11 protein-coding genes and 5 pseudogenes are annotated in these 15,197 nt (G+C 67.0%); 8 read left to right on the top strand and 8 right to left on the bottom strand.

Annotation, left to right across the window (positions count from 1 at the left end):
* Window positions 1-8: 8 nt before the first annotated feature.
* The 5 genes and pseudogenes from rpoD to ribD all read left to right on the top strand — a co-directional run bounded on the left by rpoD (window position 9) and on the right by ribD (window position 5,139).
* Window positions 9-2,011 (top strand): annotated as a pseudogene (rpoD, locus tag ABFB10_RS04255) (RNA polymerase sigma factor RpoD).
* A 109-nt stretch (window positions 2,012-2,120) separates the two neighbouring features.
* Complete coding sequence (locus tag ABFB10_RS04250; RefSeq protein ID WP_347165549.1) at window positions 2,121-2,528, top strand: secondary thiamine-phosphate synthase enzyme YjbQ; 408 nt, start codon at window positions 2,121-2,123, stop codon at window positions 2,526-2,528.
* A gap of 122 nt (window positions 2,529-2,650) precedes the next feature.
* The gene (locus tag ABFB10_RS04245) at window positions 2,651-3,406 is read left to right on the top strand and encodes a DUF1353 domain-containing protein (RefSeq protein ID WP_347165548.1); all 756 of its coding nucleotides are present in this window, start codon (window positions 2,651-2,653) and stop codon (window positions 3,404-3,406) included.
* A 164-nt stretch (window positions 3,407-3,570) separates the two neighbouring features.
* On the top strand, window positions 3,571-4,038 hold the full coding sequence (gene nrdR / locus ABFB10_RS04240) for a transcriptional regulator NrdR (protein ID WP_347165547.1): 468 nt from the start codon (window positions 3,571-3,573) through the stop codon (window positions 4,036-4,038).
* 20 nt (window positions 4,039-4,058) lie between these two features.
* Window positions 4,059-5,139, top strand: a pseudogene (gene ribD, locus ABFB10_RS04235) (bifunctional diaminohydroxyphosphoribosylaminopyrimidine deaminase/5-amino-6-(5-phosphoribosylamino)uracil reductase RibD).
* 126 nt (window positions 5,140-5,265) lie between these two features.
* Here ribD and ABFB10_RS04230 read toward each other — a convergent pair.
* The 4 genes and pseudogenes from ABFB10_RS04230 to ABFB10_RS04215 all read right to left on the bottom strand — a co-directional run bounded on the left by ABFB10_RS04230 (window position 5,266) and on the right by ABFB10_RS04215 (window position 9,850).
* Window positions 5,266-6,177 carry a capsular polysaccharide export protein, LipB/KpsS family gene (locus tag ABFB10_RS04230; protein WP_347165546.1) on the bottom strand — a complete coding sequence of 304 codons (912 nt, stop codon included), beginning with the start codon at window positions 6,175-6,177 and terminating at the stop codon, window positions 5,266-5,268.
* 20 nt (window positions 6,178-6,197) lie between these two features.
* Window positions 6,198-7,301, bottom strand: coding sequence for a capsular polysaccharide export protein, LipB/KpsS family (locus ABFB10_RS04225; RefSeq protein WP_347165545.1), 1,104 nt, complete (start codon window positions 7,299-7,301; stop codon window positions 6,198-6,200).
* Window positions 7,302-7,306: 5 nt separating this feature from the next.
* Window positions 7,307-8,463, bottom strand: a pseudogene (locus ABFB10_RS04220) (polysaccharide biosynthesis/export family protein).
* 96 nt (window positions 8,464-8,559) lie between these two features.
* Window positions 8,560-9,850 (bottom strand): annotated as a pseudogene (locus ABFB10_RS04215) (capsule polysaccharide biogenesis protein).
* A gap of 91 nt (window positions 9,851-9,941) precedes the next feature.
* Here ABFB10_RS04215 and ABFB10_RS04210 point away from each other — a divergent pair.
* Window positions 9,942-10,529, top strand: a complete 588-nt coding sequence (locus ABFB10_RS04210; protein ID WP_347165544.1) for a riboflavin synthase — start codon at window positions 9,942-9,944, stop codon at window positions 10,527-10,529.
* A gap of 64 nt (window positions 10,530-10,593) precedes the next feature.
* Here the strand turns inward: ABFB10_RS04210 and ABFB10_RS04205 are convergent, their stop codons facing one another.
* The 4 genes and pseudogenes from ABFB10_RS04205 to ABFB10_RS04190 all read right to left on the bottom strand — a co-directional run bounded on the left by ABFB10_RS04205 (window position 10,594) and on the right by ABFB10_RS04190 (window position 13,742).
* Entirely contained in the window at window positions 10,594-11,763 is a 1,170-nt protein-coding gene (locus tag ABFB10_RS04205; RefSeq protein ID WP_347165543.1) for an MFS transporter, read from the bottom strand.
* Window positions 11,764-11,877: 114 nt separating this feature from the next.
* Window positions 11,878-12,907: pseudogene (locus ABFB10_RS04200) on the bottom strand (YeeE/YedE family protein).
* 102 nt (window positions 12,908-13,009) lie between these two features.
* Entirely contained in the window at window positions 13,010-13,381 is a 372-nt protein-coding gene (locus ABFB10_RS04195) for an ArsR/SmtB family transcription factor (RefSeq protein WP_023851821.1), read from the bottom strand.
* The gene (locus ABFB10_RS04190; RefSeq protein WP_347165542.1) at window positions 13,362-13,742 is read right to left on the bottom strand and encodes a thioredoxin fold domain-containing protein; all 381 of its coding nucleotides are present in this window, start codon (window positions 13,740-13,742) and stop codon (window positions 13,362-13,364) included. Before ABFB10_RS04190 ends, ABFB10_RS04195 begins: the two co-directional genes overlap by 20 nt.
* A gap of 75 nt (window positions 13,743-13,817) precedes the next feature.
* Between ABFB10_RS04190 and ABFB10_RS04185 the strand changes: the two genes are divergently transcribed.
* Together ABFB10_RS04185 and ABFB10_RS04180 are read left to right on the top strand one after the other, a co-directional pair.
* Window positions 13,818-14,555: a cytochrome c biogenesis CcdA family protein gene (locus tag ABFB10_RS04185; RefSeq protein ID WP_206564623.1), complete on the top strand. Its 738-nt coding sequence runs from the start codon at window positions 13,818-13,820 to the stop codon at window positions 14,553-14,555.
* 13 nt (window positions 14,556-14,568) lie between these two features.
* Complete coding sequence (locus ABFB10_RS04180; protein WP_347165541.1) at window positions 14,569-15,147, top strand: thioredoxin family protein; 579 nt, start codon at window positions 14,569-14,571, stop codon at window positions 15,145-15,147.
* The last annotated feature ends 50 nt before the right edge of the window (window positions 15,148-15,197 follow it).

The raw sequence follows: 15,197 nt of genomic DNA, 5'->3' as shown, positions 1-15,197 counted from the left end.
AGAGCCGCATGGCAGCCAAGGACAACGAAGACGCCAAGCCCGATAATGTTCAGGACGACGACGTCAGCCTCGACATGAGCCAGGCGGCAGTCAAGAAGATGATCGCAGAGGCGCGGGAACGCGGCTACATCACCTACGATCAGCTGAACCAGGTGCTTCCGCCGGATCAGGTCTCGTCCGACCAGATCGAGGACGTGATGTCGATGCTCTCGGAAATGGGCATCCAGGTCACCGAAGAGGAAGAGGCCGAGGACGACGACAACAAGGGCACGACCGACCTCGTCGAGACGAAGAAGGCGGGTGAGGTCGCGCTGGGTTCCGGCCAGACCGAAAAGCTGGACCGCACCGACGACCCGGTGCGCATGTACCTGCGCGAGATGGGCTCTGTCGAACTGCTCAGCCGCGAGGGCGAGATCGCCATCGCCAAGCGCATCGAGGCCGGTCGCAACACCATGATCCTCGGGCTCTGCGAAAGCCCGCTGACCTTCCGAGGCCATCACGATCTGGCGCGACGAACTTCTGTCCGAGGACATTCTTCTTCGCGACGTGATCGACCTGGAGACCACCTTCGGCAACCAGATGGGCGAGGACGGCGAGCTTGACGAGCCGGTGGTCGCCACCGGCACTGTCGCACCCGCCGCCAAGCCCGCCGAGGGCAACGAACAGGGCCAGCAGGAACTGGACGCCGACGGCAACCCGATCCGCAACGACGACGACGATGACGACGACGAGCAGGCCAACATGTCGCTTGCCGCGATGGAAGCCGCGCTGAAGCCGCGCGTGCTGGAAACGCTCGACCGCATCGCCCGCGACTACGAAGGCCTGGCCGAGATGCAGGATTCGCGTATCAGCGCGACCCTGAACGAGGACGGCTCTTTCGACGCGACCGACGAGGCGATGTACCAGAAGCTGCGGTCCGAGATCGTCGAGCTGGTGAACGGCCTGCACCTGCACAACAACCGCATCGAGGCGCTGATCGACCAGCTTTACGGCATCAACAAGCGCATCATGTCCATCGACTCCGCCATGGTGAAGCTGGCCGACCAGGCCCGCATCAACCGCAAGGAATTCGTCGACGAGTACCGCAACCACGAGCTTGACCCCAACTGGCTGGAGCGTATGGCCGAAAAGCCGGGCCGGGGCTGGCAGATGTTCATCGAACGCTCCTCGGACAAGGTCGAGGAGCTGCGCGCCGACATGGCGCAGGTGGGCCAGTACGTCGGTCTCGACATCTCGGAATTCCGCCGCATCGTCGGGCAGGTCCAGAAGGGCGAGAAGGAGGCCCGGCAGGCCAAGAAGGAAATGGTCGAGGCCAACCTGCGCCTCGTGATCTCCATCGCCAAGAAATACACCAACCGCGGGCTGCAGTTCCTCGACCTCATCCAGGAAGGCAACATCGGCCTGATGAAGGCCGTCGACAAGTTCGAATACCGCCGCGGCTACAAGTTCTCGACCTATGCGACCTGGTGGATCCGTCAGGCCATCACCCGCTCGATCGCCGATCAGGCGCGCACCATCCGCATCCCGGTGCACATGATCGAGACGATCAACAAGCTGGTCCGCACCGGCCGCCAGATGCTGCACGAGATCGAGCCGCGAGCCGACCCCGGAAGAGCTGGCGGAAAAGCTGCAGATGCCGCTGGAAAAGGTCCGCAAGGTGATGAAGATCGCCAAGGAGCCGATCTCTCTCGAAACGCCCATCGGCGACGAGGAAGACAGCCAGCTGGGCGATTTCATCGAGGACAAGAACGCGATCCTGCCGCTGGATTCCGCCATTCAGGAAAACCTGAAGGAAACCACGACCCGCGTGCTGTCGTCGCTGACCCCGCGCGAGGAACGGGTTCTGCGGATGCGCTTCGGCATCGGCATGAACACCGACCACACGCTGGAAGAGGTCGGCCAGCAGTTCAGCGTCACGCGCGAACGGATCCGCCAGATCGAGGCGAAGGCCCTGCGCAAGCTGAAGCACCCCTCGCGGTCGCGCAAGCTGCGCAGCTTCCTCGATCAGTAAGACCGGCGACCCCGAACCCGAAAGACCCCCGGCAGCGCAGGCTTCCGGGGGTTTTTCTTTGCGTTGGCCCACTTGCGATGCCACCACTGCCCCGACAGGAGGACGATTCTTGAAACAGACCCGGTTTAACATCGCGACAGGCGGCGCGGGCCTCTACGAGTTCACGCCCCAGGTCGCGCAATGGGTCGAAGGTTCGGGGCTGCTGACGCTCTTCATCCGCCACACCTCGGCCAGCCTGCTGATCGAGGAGAACGCCGACCCCGAGGTGCAGGCGGACCTGCGCGCCTTCTTCGAGCGTCTGGTGCCGCCCTCGGACGATCCGGCCATGGCCTACCTGACCCATACCTACGAGGGGCCCGACGACATGCCGGCCCATATCAAGGCGGCGCTGCTGCCGGTGTCCCTGTCGATCCCGGTGATCGACGGGCGGCTGGGGCTGGGCAGGTGGCAGGGGATCTACCTGTTCGAACACCGCCGGGCCGCGCACCGCCGCGAGGTTCTGGCCCACCTCGCTTGACGCCACCCGGCAAAGCGCCCAGTGTCGCCCGCGTCGCCGGGTTGGGTATTCCGCCATAGGGTGGGGCGCCCCGGCCTGTTATCCTCGACCGCATGTCGTCTGCTGCTACAAACGCCAAACCCATGACCAAGACACGGATCATATCAGGACGGGCGCTCGGTGCCTGCGCGCTGATGGCGGCGGCCGGTGTGGCGGGGGCCGTGATCGGCCTGCCGGAATACATCGCGCGCACCGCGATCCAGGTTGCCGAAAGCTGCCTTGACGCGCCCGAGGACGAAACCCGCTGCCGCTTTGTCGGCGGGCCGCTGCAGATGGCCGGCGCGCCGGTGTTCCTGGAAAACTTCCACCACGCCTTTCTGCCCACCAGCGCCAAGATCGACTTTCTCGACGCGAAGGGCGAGACTTGGACCGCGCCGCCGCAGACGCTGACCGACGGCGCGACCATTCCACCGATCTTCGCGCCCCTTGTCGGGGATCGCCAAAGCCGCGAATACCTGATGGCCGCAGCCCTGCATGATGCCTATTGCGGCGTCGGCAACGAGGGGCTTGAGACATGGCAGACCCGCCCACGGGAAGAGGTCCACCGCATGTTCTACGAGGCGCTGATCGTCAATGGCACGCCGCCGCAGAAGGCCAAGCTGATGTTCGCGGCGGTCTATCTGGGCGGGCCGCGCTGGGACGATCCCGAGCGTTCGCTGGAGGGCGTGGACGAGGCCGCCCTGATCGAAGAGATGAAATGGTGCCTTGACTGGATCGCGGAAAACAATCCCTCTGCGGACGAGATCGAGGCATGGATGCGCAAGCGCGAAGGGGCGCTGAAGGCCAGCATCGTCGCCGGGCCGGACTATGCCGACACTGCCGACCCGCGCGGACAGTAGATCGCGCCGCGCCCTTGCCTGTCCCGGAATTTCGGCCTCAGCATCTTGCGGCGGCATTTCCCCCTACCCAAGGTCTGGCAGCGGCCCTATAGTGGCTGTGGATAAGTGGGCAAACCTCACGACCAGAGGCAGAGACTAGCAGACAAAAACGAGGGGGACGGCCCATGCGCTGCCCGTTTTGCGGTAATATCGACACCCAGGTGAAGGACTCGCGGCCCGCCGAGGATCACGTTTCGATCCGCCGGCGCCGGTTCTGCCCGGCCTGTGGCGGGCGCTTCACCACCTATGAACGTGTGCAGTTGCGCGATCTCGTGGTGATCAAGACCAATGGCCGGCGCGAGGATTTCGACCGCGACAAGATGGAACGCTCCATCCGCATCGCACTGCAAAAGCGCCCCATCGATCCCGAGCGCATCGACCAGATGATTTCCGGCATCGTCCGGCGGCTGGAGTCGATGGGTGAAACGGACATTCCCTCGAAGATGATCGGCGAGATCGTGATGGAGACGCTGGCCCGCATCGACACCGTCGCCTACGTCCGATTTGCTAGTGTTTACAAGAACTTCCAGGCCGCCGACGATTTCGACAAGTTCGTGTCAGAGCTGCGGCCCGAGGGCCGGGCAGAGAAGTGACCGTCGCGGACACCCGCCATATGGCGCATGCGCTGGCGCTCGGGCGCCGGGGCATGGGGCAGTGCTGGCCCAATCCCGCCGTCGGCTGCGTGATCGTCAAGGCGGGCCGCGTGGTGGGGCGCGGCTGGACGGCGCCGGGCGGGCGGCCCCATGCCGAACCGCAGGCCACTGGCCCAGGCCGGAGAGGCCGCGCGCGGCGCCACCGCCTATGTCTCTTTGGAACCCTGCTCGCATCACGGCCAGACCCCGCCCTGCACGCAGGCGCTGATAACCGCCGGCGTGGCGCGGGTTGTCGCGGCGGTGCCGGACACCGATCCGCGCGTCTCGGGGAAGGGCTTCGCGGCGCTGCGCGCGGCGGGCATCGCGGTGACGACCGGCGTCCTGACCGAAGAGGCGCTGCGCGATCACGCCGGATTTTTCCTGCGCGTCGCGCAGGGCCGCCCCCAGGTGACGCTGAAGCTGGCCCTGACACTGGACGGGCGCATTGCCACCGCCTCGGGCGAAAGCCGCTGGATCACCGGACCCTCGGCGCGCCGGGCGGTTCACGGGCTGCGGGCCAGCCACGATGCGGTGATGGTAGGCGCCGGAACGGCACGGGCCGACGATCCGCAGCTGACGGTGCGCGGCTTTGGCGAACGCCGCCAGCCGGTGCGTGTCGTGGTCTCGCGTCAGATCGACCTGCCGCTGATGTCGCAGCTGGCGCAGACCGCGCGCGCGGTGCCGGTCTGGCTGTGTCACGGCCCCGACACCCGCGCTGGACTGGCGCAGACCTGGACCGGGCTGGGCGCGCGGCTGATCTCTTGCCCGGTCGAGGCCGGGCGAGTCGATCCCGTGGCGCTGCTGCAGGCGCTGGGTCGCGAGGGGTTGACCCGGGTCTTCTGCGAGGGCGGTGGGCAGCTGGCCGCATCGCTGCTCTCGGCCGATCTGGTGGACGAGCTGCACGTCTTCACCGCGGGCCTCGTGCTGGGTGCGGAAGGCCATCCCGGGGTCGGCGCCATGGGCATCCCGTCGCTGGCCGTGGCGCCCCGATTGCAGCTTGTGGATGTCGTAACGGAAGGCAGCGATATCCACCACGTCTGGCGGCGGGACGAGGCTGCCTAGTTTCCCTTTGGTCAACGTGGGTTAGGCGCGCCTGTTCAGGTGTTCTCAAAGGCCTTTCCGGCCTGTGGATAAACCTGAAAACAACTTATTCGTCAGGCGGATGGACGGATTGCCTTGCGGAGCACCTCAGCCGCGCCACAGATGGCTGTAGCTGGCAAAGAGCCCCTGCAGCTTCGACAGGCTTCGATTGGGGATCCCGGCTGAGGGCAAAGAGCCGTCCTGAACACGGTCGATGACCACCTCGATGGCGCAGGCTTGCCCGGTGACCGGATCGAAGTAGCGCGGGTAGTCGATCAGCACGGCATGCGCCAGCGCGGCAAGATCCGGGCGCGGCCCGCCCAGCCGCCGGGCGGGAACCGGGCCCAGGTCGCGGCTCAGGCCCCAGCCCGCGTAGAAGGGCGCGCCGAAGGTCGTCACCCGACAGCCGCGCAACAGTGCCTCGAACCCGGTCAGGGAGGTCATCGTCCAGACCTCCTGCACCTCGGGCAGAAGGGCGCCGATATTGACATTTTCCAACAAGACATCGGCCCATTCCCCGGGGTTTGGCACCGCGCCCTTGCGCAAACCCGCTTCGACGTCGGGGTGGGGTTTCCACAGGATGACCGCGTCTGGGTTGGCCTCACGGGTGCGGCGCAAAAGGTCGGCGTTGCGGTACAGATCGGGGCTGCCGCGCAGGATCGAGGCGTCGTCCTCGACCTGCCCGGGCACAAGAATGCGGTGTCCGGCGGGCAGGGTGGGGAGATCGCCGGAAAGGTTGTATTTGGACAAGGCGGAGGCCAGAAGGCGCTGTATAACTCTGTGAATACGTTCGATTTGGTCCGGTCGGATGGCGTTGCTGCGTCGCCGGATATGGCTTTCCAGGTCCGAGGGGCGGCTGGGATCGTAGTAAATGCCCCGCTCGTCCAGCACCAGTGAAAGCGGCGGCGTCAGCCGGGCGCCCAGGCCCCGGGACCGCAGGAAGCCGTCCTCGACCCGCAGGGTGTCGTCCGCCGCTTTCGAGGCCCGAGGCCATGTGGCGGCGGTAGGTCGTGGCGGCAAGGGCGCGCGCCTTCTCCACATCATCTTCGAAGCGCATCCGCACTGGACTGGCCGAAGATCTTTTGCAGATGCGGTCTTTTCCACAGGCGCATCCCGGAGGCGACCCAGCCGCGCCGGTCCTCGCGCCAGGCCCGGCTTTGTGCCTCCAGCGCGCCCAGCACGTCCTCCAGCGCGCAGAGGCGATCCCGATGCGGATCGAACCAGCGCGGATAGAGGATCATGGCGGCGGCAAAGAGCTGCGCCTTGGTCAGGCGCCGCCTGCGGCGGGGCAGGGTCTCTTCGTCGGCGGTCAGGTCCCAGCCCGCATAGAAGGGCGTGCCGAAGACGCGCGGCCTGTGCCCGGCAAGGATTGCCTCGAAGCCCATCTGCGAGGATACCGTGTAGACGCGCGTCGCACCGTCCAGCAGCAGCCAGGGCGACAGCGACCCGTCGTAAAGCTGCACGCTGTCGCCGCAATCGTCGGGGCCGAAATGGCCGGGGCGAAAGCCCGCCCCGGTTTCCGGGTGGGTTTTCAGAAGGATGCGCGCGCCGGGGTTTTCCTCGCGCGCGACGAAGAGCATTTCCAGAAAGCGCGCGCGGTCGGCGCGGCTGGCGGTGACAGAGGCATCGCCGCGTGTCTGATCGACGACCAGCACGTAGCCGGGGGCCGGGGGCTCTGCATCCGTGATGGTGGCGCTGTACTTGCTCAGATGCGCCTCTTGCATGCGCGCCATGGCGCCGCGTGCGCGGTCCAGAAGCGCCGTGTCGTCAAGGGGATGGGTGTTCAGGAGGTCTTCGAGATCGGAGGGCGCGCGCCCGTCGAAATGCACACCCGTCCGGTCGATCAGCAGGCCCATTGGCGGTTCGCCGGCTCGCCCGGGGTGAAGCGAGCGCAGGAAGGCATCCTCGACCCGGACCAGCCCGGCCCCGGTGCGGGCGGCCATGGCCTCGCCGCGATGGGCATAGGGCGACTGGCCCCAGACGCCGACGAAATCCCCCGCCGAAGGCCGCCCAAGCGCCAGTCGCCAGCCGTCCAGGGCCAGGATGCGGCGCAGGCGCCGGACCCGGAAACCCGCGTTGTAGACGAAAAGACGCCGGGAGATCTCTCTCCCGGCGCTGGCCTGTCCCTCGTTATCGTTGTTCAAGGCCGTCAGCTGCCCCCGGCGCCGCCGAATGTTTCGGCTGCCGAGGTGATGGTGGTCACGGCGCCCAGCGTGCCGGTCAGGGCGGCAATCGTCTTGTTCCACTGGGTGAAGGGCGCCTCTGTCACGTAAAGCGTGTCCTGATCGCGGATGACGAAGTCGCGCGCCATGAACATGCCGTTGGGCTGCGTCAGGTCCAGCACGTAGACCATGCGCTGCGCGCCGATCAGGTCGTCGCGGCCCAGCACCTGATTGGCGATCTCGGCGGGCTCGTTGCGGAAGACGAAGACGCCGGTCGGGTCGGCGGCGGTGGCGGTCAGGCCACCGACCTGCGCAATGGCCTCGATCGCGGAAATCGACTCGGACTCGAAGGGCACGCGGGCACTGGGCGCCGGTCGCCCCCAGCGCGGTGAAGGCGCGGGTGTCCTGTTCCACCAGGATGCGGTCGCCGCCGCGCAGCGCGATGTCGAACTGCGGGTTGTCGTAGAGGTCACTGGAACCAGATCTTGCTCTTGGCATTGCCGCGCAGCACGGTGATCTGCGCGATCTCGGGCTCGATGGTCACGCCACCGGCGCGGGCCAGCATGGCCGACAGCGTGCGCGTGGGCCGTTCGATGGCATAGATGCCCTGACCGCCGACGGCACCGACAAGGCTGACGGTCGATCCGTCGCCCGCCACCCGGCGCACCTGCACCTGCGGGTCGGGCGTCTGGTCCTGCAGTTTCTCGGTGATGATCTGGCGAACGCGCTCGGGCGTGTTGCCCGCGGCGCGGATACGGCCCGCGTAGGGCACGAAGATGAAGCCCGAGCCGTCGACCTGCACCTCTTCCAGCGCGGTGGCATTGCCGCCCGAGGGCACCAGCAGGCCGTCGTCGACGTTTTCCCAGATCGTCAGACCCAGCGTGTCGCCGGGGCGGATGGTGTCGGACCCGACGACGCCGGCGTTCAGAAAGTCCTCGGTAAAGCCAAGCGCGGGGGTCAGGGCGGTGACGCGGGTCACACGGTCGTTGATGGCGATGATGAAGGCGTCACCCTCGCGCTGGACGGAACCGGCGTAGATTTCGCGCTTGTTGGGGCCAACGCGGGGCAGGCCGCAAGATGCCAGAATCGACACCGCGGCCAGCAGGGCGACGGACCGCGCCCACCGGGAGGGGGAGTGTTTCACTGCTCGGTCTCCTCGACCTGTATTGTTCTGCCTCGATATTTTTCCCCGACCCTGACAGAGGGCGGGTTCAAAAGCCAGTCTTGCGGGGCTGCGGTCCTAGCGCACAACGCGCAACTGTTGCCGTGGCGCCGCGGTCCCGCGCGAAAGTGCATCGTAGGGATCGTCGGGCACAAGCATCATGTCGACCACCTGCCGCAACAGCTGGCGCCGCCCGCGGGCAGAGTAGAACCCGCCGGGAAGTTGAGAGGTTTCAAGCAGATAGCGGCGATAGTCCTTGTAGGCCTTATTGTCGGGACGCGTGGGCTGGGCGAAAAACTCTGGCAGCGGCTGGGTCGAGACGAACTCTGGCTTGGCATAGACCGCGTTGCCGAAGACTTTCAGCGGAATGCCGCGCCAAAGCACCTGCTGCGCGGCGGTGGAGTTCACCGTCACCGCGCTGCGGGCGTCGTTCAGCAGCTGCGCCAGCTTGCCGCCGCGCACGTAATGCACGCGGTCGGCGACGCCCAGCCTGCGCGCGGCGGCCCGGATCGCGCCGCGCACATTGGCGCGGTCGTCCTCCAGCGGGTGGGCCTTGAAGACAAGGTGGTGGTGGCCCGGCGCGCCCTCAGCAAAGCCCTCGATCACCATGGTCAGGAACTCGGGCATGGTGCCGAAGGGGGAATGTTTCTGGAACGAGGTCGTGTTCCAGCTGCATCAGCGCAAGGTGATAGGGGAAGCCGCCCAGCCGGATGCGCTGGGTCGCCAGCACCCGTCCCGCCCATGTCCAGGGCATCAGCAGCAGTCGTTTCAGGTACAGGGCGAATTCCTGCACCACGGTCAGCGAGCGGTGCGGTCGGAAGTTGCGGTAATCGCCGTTCCGGAACATCACGAACCAGTGGTAGAGCGCGCCGTAAAAGATGTGTTGCCGCATGTCGCCCCAGTGGCCCGGGGGCAGGGGGGCCTCCATGTCCGACAGTTCCAGCGCGCGGCGCATGTCGGCGACGCTCATGTCCATCAGGCGCGAATGGCCGTTCGAGCCGCCGCGCTCGTAGGTGACCCAGTAGGGCCGCATGTAACCCTCTTCGAAGACATGCACCGTCAGGCCCCGGGCGCGCGCCTCTTCCACCGCCTGCGCGTGGATCGGGCGGACATCGCCGTAAAGCACGATGTCGGTGACCTGCTTTTCGGCCAGGAGGTCGGTGAACCATGCGCGCCACTCAGCCTGCGTGCCGCGATAGGGCAGGTAGCTTTTCGGGTGGAACCAGAAGGCGCGGTCACCGGCGTTGAAACCGACGCGCCAGACCTGCGCGCCGGTGCGGCGCAGCATCGCGCCGAGCCGGTTGAAGAACGGCCCGTGCGGTCCCTGCAGGAACAGGAAAACGCGTTTCTCTCCGGTTGCGTAACTCATGGTGTCGAATTAATGCCTTGTGCTGCGCATCAATCCTAGCGGTCGATATCGGCGAAACTATGGCCGGACCGCCAATCGAGGGGCAAGGCCTATGTTCACCGGAATCGTAACCGACATGGGAGAGATCCGCACGCTGGACAAGCGCGGCGATCTCCGGGCAAGGATCGCGACGGGCTATGATACCGCGACGATCGACATGGGCGCCTCGATTGCCTGTGACGGCGTCTGCCTGACGGTCGTGGATCTGGGGCCGGACTGGTTCGACATGGATGTCAGCGCCGAAACCCTGTCCAAGACCAACCTCGAAAGCTGGGCTCCGGGGCGCCGGGTCAACCTTGAACGGGCGCTGAAGGTCGGCGACGAGCTGGGCGGGCACATCGTCTCGGGGCATGTGGACGGCGTCGCGGTGGTCACGGCCATGGCCGAGGAAGGCGACAGCACCCGCGTGACGCTGGAGGCCCCCAAGGAGCTGGCCCGCTTCATCGCGCCCAAGGGGTCGGTTGCCCTGAACGGCACATCGCTGACGGTGAACGAGGTCGACGGCTGTTCCTTCGGGATCAACTTCATTCCGCACACCAAGGCGGTGACGACATGGGGGCAGGTCGCGGTGGGCGACCGCGTGAACCCGGAAATCGACACGCTGGCGCGCTACGTCGCGCGGCTGGCAGAGATGTCCTGAGAGCGGGCGGCGGGGGCGGCGGTGGCAGCCCCTGTCCCATCCACTTCGGCGCGGCCTTGGCGGATCAGTCCGCCCGCGGCGCCCTTGCCCTGAGGGCCGCAAGGCCCAGGTGCAGAGCCAGACCGGCGGCGTAGCAGATGCCCAGAAACAGCAGCCCCGCACCCTGACCTCCGGCGGACAGGACCGCCAGCAGGATCGGCGTGCCGGCGAGGTTGCCCAGGTTGCCCATCTGCGCCACCGCCCCGTTCGACAGCGCGCGCTCTCGTGGGTCGTCCACCAGCTGCGGGATGGCGGCGAAGCTGCCCGCCTGTGCCAGCGAGAGCACGGCGAAGAGCGCGATCCACAACAGCGCCGACCCGGGCGCCATGGCCAGCAGGGCGACCACGCAGGCGGACAGGCCGAAACCGGCCATGACCACCTGCACCCCGGGCACATACCGCAGCAGCTGCGCGACCAGCGTCAGCGACAGCACGATCCCGGCCAGCGGAAGCACCGTCGCCAGCCATGGCGCGCCCGGCGCCAGCCGCGGCAGCAGCGTCAGCGCAGAGACGAAGGTCAGCGTGTAGCACAGCCACCCCAGCGCCGGGGCGGCCATGGTCGGCGAGCGGTAGACCTCTGCATGGCGGCGCAGGATCAGGCCGAGGCTGAAGGGCTCGGGCGGCGGCGCGATCATGCGGCGCGGGATCATCGCGGCCACCCCCGCCGCCACGGCCAGCATCCATGCGGCCTGCAAGAGGATCGGGGCGGCGGGGCCATGGGTCTGGGCCAGCGGCGTGCCGAACCATGCAAAAAGCGCGAAGCCGGTGCCGAAGAAGGTGGACCACAGCGCCATCGCCACCGGGCGCTGCCGGTCGTCGGTGATCTCGGCGATCAGCGTCGGCGCCGCGACGACGATGGCAAGGTGAGAGGCGCCCTCGATCAGGCGCGAGGCCATGAACAGCGGCATGGCGGGCAGCAGCGCCTGCACAAGGCTCATGCCCGCGCCCAGCAGAAGCCCCGCCAGCAGCATCCTGCGGAAACCCAGCCGCGCCACGATCATGCCTGCCAGCAGCCCCAGCGCGACCCCAAGGAAGGAGATCAGCGAGACCGCAAGGCCCAGCCCCGCGCCAGCCTCGGGGTAGGCCTGTTCCAGCGCGGTGAACCCGGCGGCCAGCTTGGCGAATTGCGCCGCCGCGCCGAGGCCTGCGGCATAGAGAAGAGCCACAAGGCCCCGGGGTCCGGTTCTGATTGACATGCTGCCTCGCGCCGCGGTTGCGCGGACCATGTGCCGCCCGGGCGCCGGGTGCAAGGGTGCGATCCCTGTTGCGGCGCGGTCCTGTCCGTCCGTGTCAGGGCCGCCGCCCGCCGGCTACTCGGCGGGCTGGAAGCCCATGATCAGCTGCCGCAGCCCGATGGCCGCGCCCGCGAAGATCGCCAGGAAGGTGACCGGGGCGGACAGCGCCAGCACCGAGAAGGCCGACAGGCCCTGACCGATGGAACATCCCAGCGCCGTCACCGCGCCCGCGCCCATCAGCGCCGCGCCGAAGATCTGGCGGCGCAGCTCGCGCGGGTCCTCGCAGGCCTCCCAGCGGAAGTGCCCCTTGATCAGCGACCCAAGGCAGGCCCCGGTCCAGACCCCGGCAATCGAGCCGACGGCAAAGCTGAGCGGCGCGCGCCGAGCCGGTCATGAACCACAGGATCGTCTCGCCCATCGGTGCCGAGAAGCTGTGCGAGACAACGGGCAAGGCCTCGAAAGAGCGGGCGGCGACCCAGGAGGTCCCGGCCCAGCCCGCCACGATGCCAAGCCCCACCACCGCGCCCCAGAGGATCGCCGAGGGCTTCTGCCACAGCGGGCGCGAGGCCAGCGAAAACAGCAGCAGCAGACCGCCCAGCGTCATGCCGATCGGCACCGTGGGCAGCCCGGTCAGCAGGCCAAGCCGATGCGCGATGCCCGGCGGCGGATCAGAGGTGACATCGGCCTGTTCGAACAGCATGTCGCGCAGCGGCGCCAGCGGCCCGGCCAGCACCACGAAGGCCGAGACCCCCATGACCAGCACGATGACAAAGCTGCGCAGGTCGCCGCCGCCCAGCCGGGCCAGCGCGCCGTAGCCGCAATTGCCCGCCAGCGCCATGCCGTAGCCGAACATCAGCCCGCCCGCGACCGAAGCAAGGGGCATCCAGCGGATCGACAGGTAATAGGTCTTCGCCCCGTCCAGCAGCCCCGCGCCCATCAGGCCGAAGCTGCCGATGATCGCCAGCCCGACGGCCACGCCCCACATGCGCAGTCGCACCGTCGAGCCGCCGTAGAGCGCATCCTCGATGGCGCCCAGCGTGCAGAAGCGGCCCAGCCGCGCGGCCAGCCCCAGCAGGATGCCGCTGGCCAGACCGATGGCTGCCATGTCGTGAAAATCGGTCCATGGACCCAGCACGCCGTGCCCTCCTCCTGACAGACGCCGCAACCGGACTATGTCGACGCATTCCGCTTTCAGCAAGCGTCGCGATCAATCGTCCTTGCAGAACAACTCGTAGACGCATTCCAGCATCTTGCGCGGCTTGTCGTCGGCGAGGCGGTAGTAGATCGCCTTGCCCTCGCGGCGGGGCACGACCAGCCCTTCCAGCCGCAGGCGCGACAGCTGCTGGCTGACGGCGGCCTGCCGGGCGGACAGCAGCTCTTCGAGTTCCGTCACCGATTTTTCGCCCGAGACGAGGTGGCACAGGATCATCAGCCGCCCTTCGTGGCTGATGGCCTTCAGGAAGGCCGAGGCGCGGGTCGCCTTGTCCACGATCACGTCGAGTTCCGCATCGCTCAGGTCCTTGTCGAGAACCGGAAGCGAGGTCTTCGCAGCGGCCTCGTCAATGCGTTGCTGGGTCATAATCGGTCTTGTCCTGAAGCAGTTTCGAGTAGACGGGCCAGAAGAAATCCTGACCGACATAGCCTTCCATCCGCGCGATCTCTGTGCCGTCGTCGTCGACGAGGATGAAGGTGGGCGTGAACAGCACCGGGCGGGCATAGGTCACGCCCTCGGGCGGGCCCCTGTGCAGGTCGGCCCGGACCAGCGGCGCAAAGCGGCCCTCGGCGGTCTTGGGGTAGGCGGGGGCGATCTCGTCGTCCCAGGCGGCGCAATAGGCGCATCCGGCTTGCTCGACCATCACCAGGCGCAGGTCACCAGCCAAGGCGGGCAGGGCCAGCCAGGCAGCCGCGAGGGCACCGCAGACGGACGGGATCAACTTCATCGCAACACCGATTGACGTTCTGTCCTCGAACTACTTAATCTGAATATGTGAATTCTACAAGGAAAGGCGCCCCCCTTGCTCGATATTTCCTTCGCAGGTGCGGCCATTGCCGGACTTCTCAGCTTTTTTACGCCCTGCATCCTGCCGATGGTGCCCTTTTACCTGTGCTACATGGCCGGGATCTCGATGTCGGAACTGCGCGCGGACGAGGGCATCGCGCCGGGCGCCCAGCGGCGGCTGATTCTCTCGGCGCTGTTCTTTGCCGCGGGGGTGACGACGATCTTCGTGCTGCTGGGCATGGGCGCGACGGCGGTCGGGCAGGCCTTCGCCACCTGGATGGACGAGCTGCAATGGGTCGCGGCGGCGATCCTGACGGTCTTCGGCCTGCATTTCCTTGGCGTCATCCGCATCGGGTTCCTCTACCGGGAGGCCAAGCTGGAGAGCAAGGCAGAGCCGACGACCGCCCTGGGCGCCTATCTGATGGGCCTTGCCTTCGGCTTTGGCTGGACGCCCTGCGTGGGCCCGGCGCTGGCCTCGATCCTGATGATCGCCAGCGGCATGGGCGACATCTGGCGCGGCGGGCTTCTGCTGCTGGTCTACGGCATCGGCATGACCGCGCCCTTCGTTGTCGCGGCGCTGTTCTCCGGCCCCTTCCTGCGCTGGACGGCGCGCCACCGCGACAAGCTGCAATATGTCGAGAAGGTGATGGGCGCCATGCTCATCGTGTTTGCCATCCTGATCGTGACGGATACGGTGAACGTGATCGGGCAATGGATGCTTGAGACCTTCCCGGCTTGGTCATCCCTGAGTTAAGAGGAGGAAAGGCATGAGACACTGGATCGGCGCGGCGCTGGCCGCCGTGATCGCCCTGCCGCTGGCGGCGGCAGAGATGGGCGACGACGGGCTGTTCAAAAGCCCGTGGATGCGCGACACCTTCAAGGACCTGCGCGAGGATCTCGACGAGGCGAATGCCGAGGGCAAGCGGCTTGTCCTGCTGTTCGAACAGCGCGGCTGCATCTACTGTCGGCAGATGCACGAGGAGGTCTTCACCGACCCGATGGTCTCGGACTACATCGACGAAAACTACTTCGTCGTGCAGCTGAACCTGCATGGGGATATCGAGGTGACCGACTTCGACGGGGAATCGCTGTCCGAGAAGGACATGGCGCGCAAGTGGAACATCCTTTTCACGCCGACGATGATGTTCCTGCCCGAAGAGGTGGATGCCGAGGCGACGGCGCCGCAGGCGGCCGTGGCGGTGATGCCGGGCGCCTTCGGCAAGGGCACGACCATCGACATGCTCACCTGGGTCCAGGAAAAGCGCTATGAGCTTGACGGGGACGAGGATTTCCAGCGCTATCATGCGCGACGGATCCAGGAGCGGGACAACGGGAAGACCGATTGAGACCGATCCGAAGGCCTCAATAATTCACATCCGTGAATTTGTTGTTGCGT

This window comes from Ponticoccus litoralis (genome assembly GCF_039769985.1).
Lineage (GTDB): Bacteria > Pseudomonadota > Alphaproteobacteria > Rhodobacterales > Rhodobacteraceae > Ponticoccus > Ponticoccus litoralis.
This window is presented reverse-complemented; position numbering and strand designations above follow the sequence as displayed.

Coding starts and splice junctions, on each gene's coding strand:
- ABFB10_RS04245 (WP_347165548.1), top strand. CDS start 2,651: ATGACCAAGACACGGATCATATCAGGACGGGCGCTCGGTGCCTGCGCG.
- nrdR (WP_347165547.1), top strand. CDS start 3,571: ATGCGCTGCCCGTTTTGCGGTAATATCGACACCCAGGTGAAGGACTCG.
- ABFB10_RS04210 (WP_347165544.1), top strand. CDS start 9,942: ATGTTCACCGGAATCGTAACCGACATGGGAGAGATCCGCACGCTGGAC.
- ABFB10_RS04205 (WP_347165543.1), bottom strand. CDS start 11,763: ATGTCAATCAGAACCGGACCCCGGGGCCTTGTGGCTCTTCTCTATGCC.
- ABFB10_RS04195 (WP_023851821.1), bottom strand. CDS start 13,381: ATGACCCAGCAACGCATTGACGAGGCCGCTGCGAAGACCTCGCTTCCG.
- ABFB10_RS04190 (WP_347165542.1), bottom strand. CDS start 13,742: ATGAAGTTGATCCCGTCCGTCTGCGGTGCCCTCGCGGCTGCCTGGCTG.
- ABFB10_RS04180 (WP_347165541.1), top strand. CDS start 14,569: ATGAGACACTGGATCGGCGCGGCGCTGGCCGCCGTGATCGCCCTGCCG.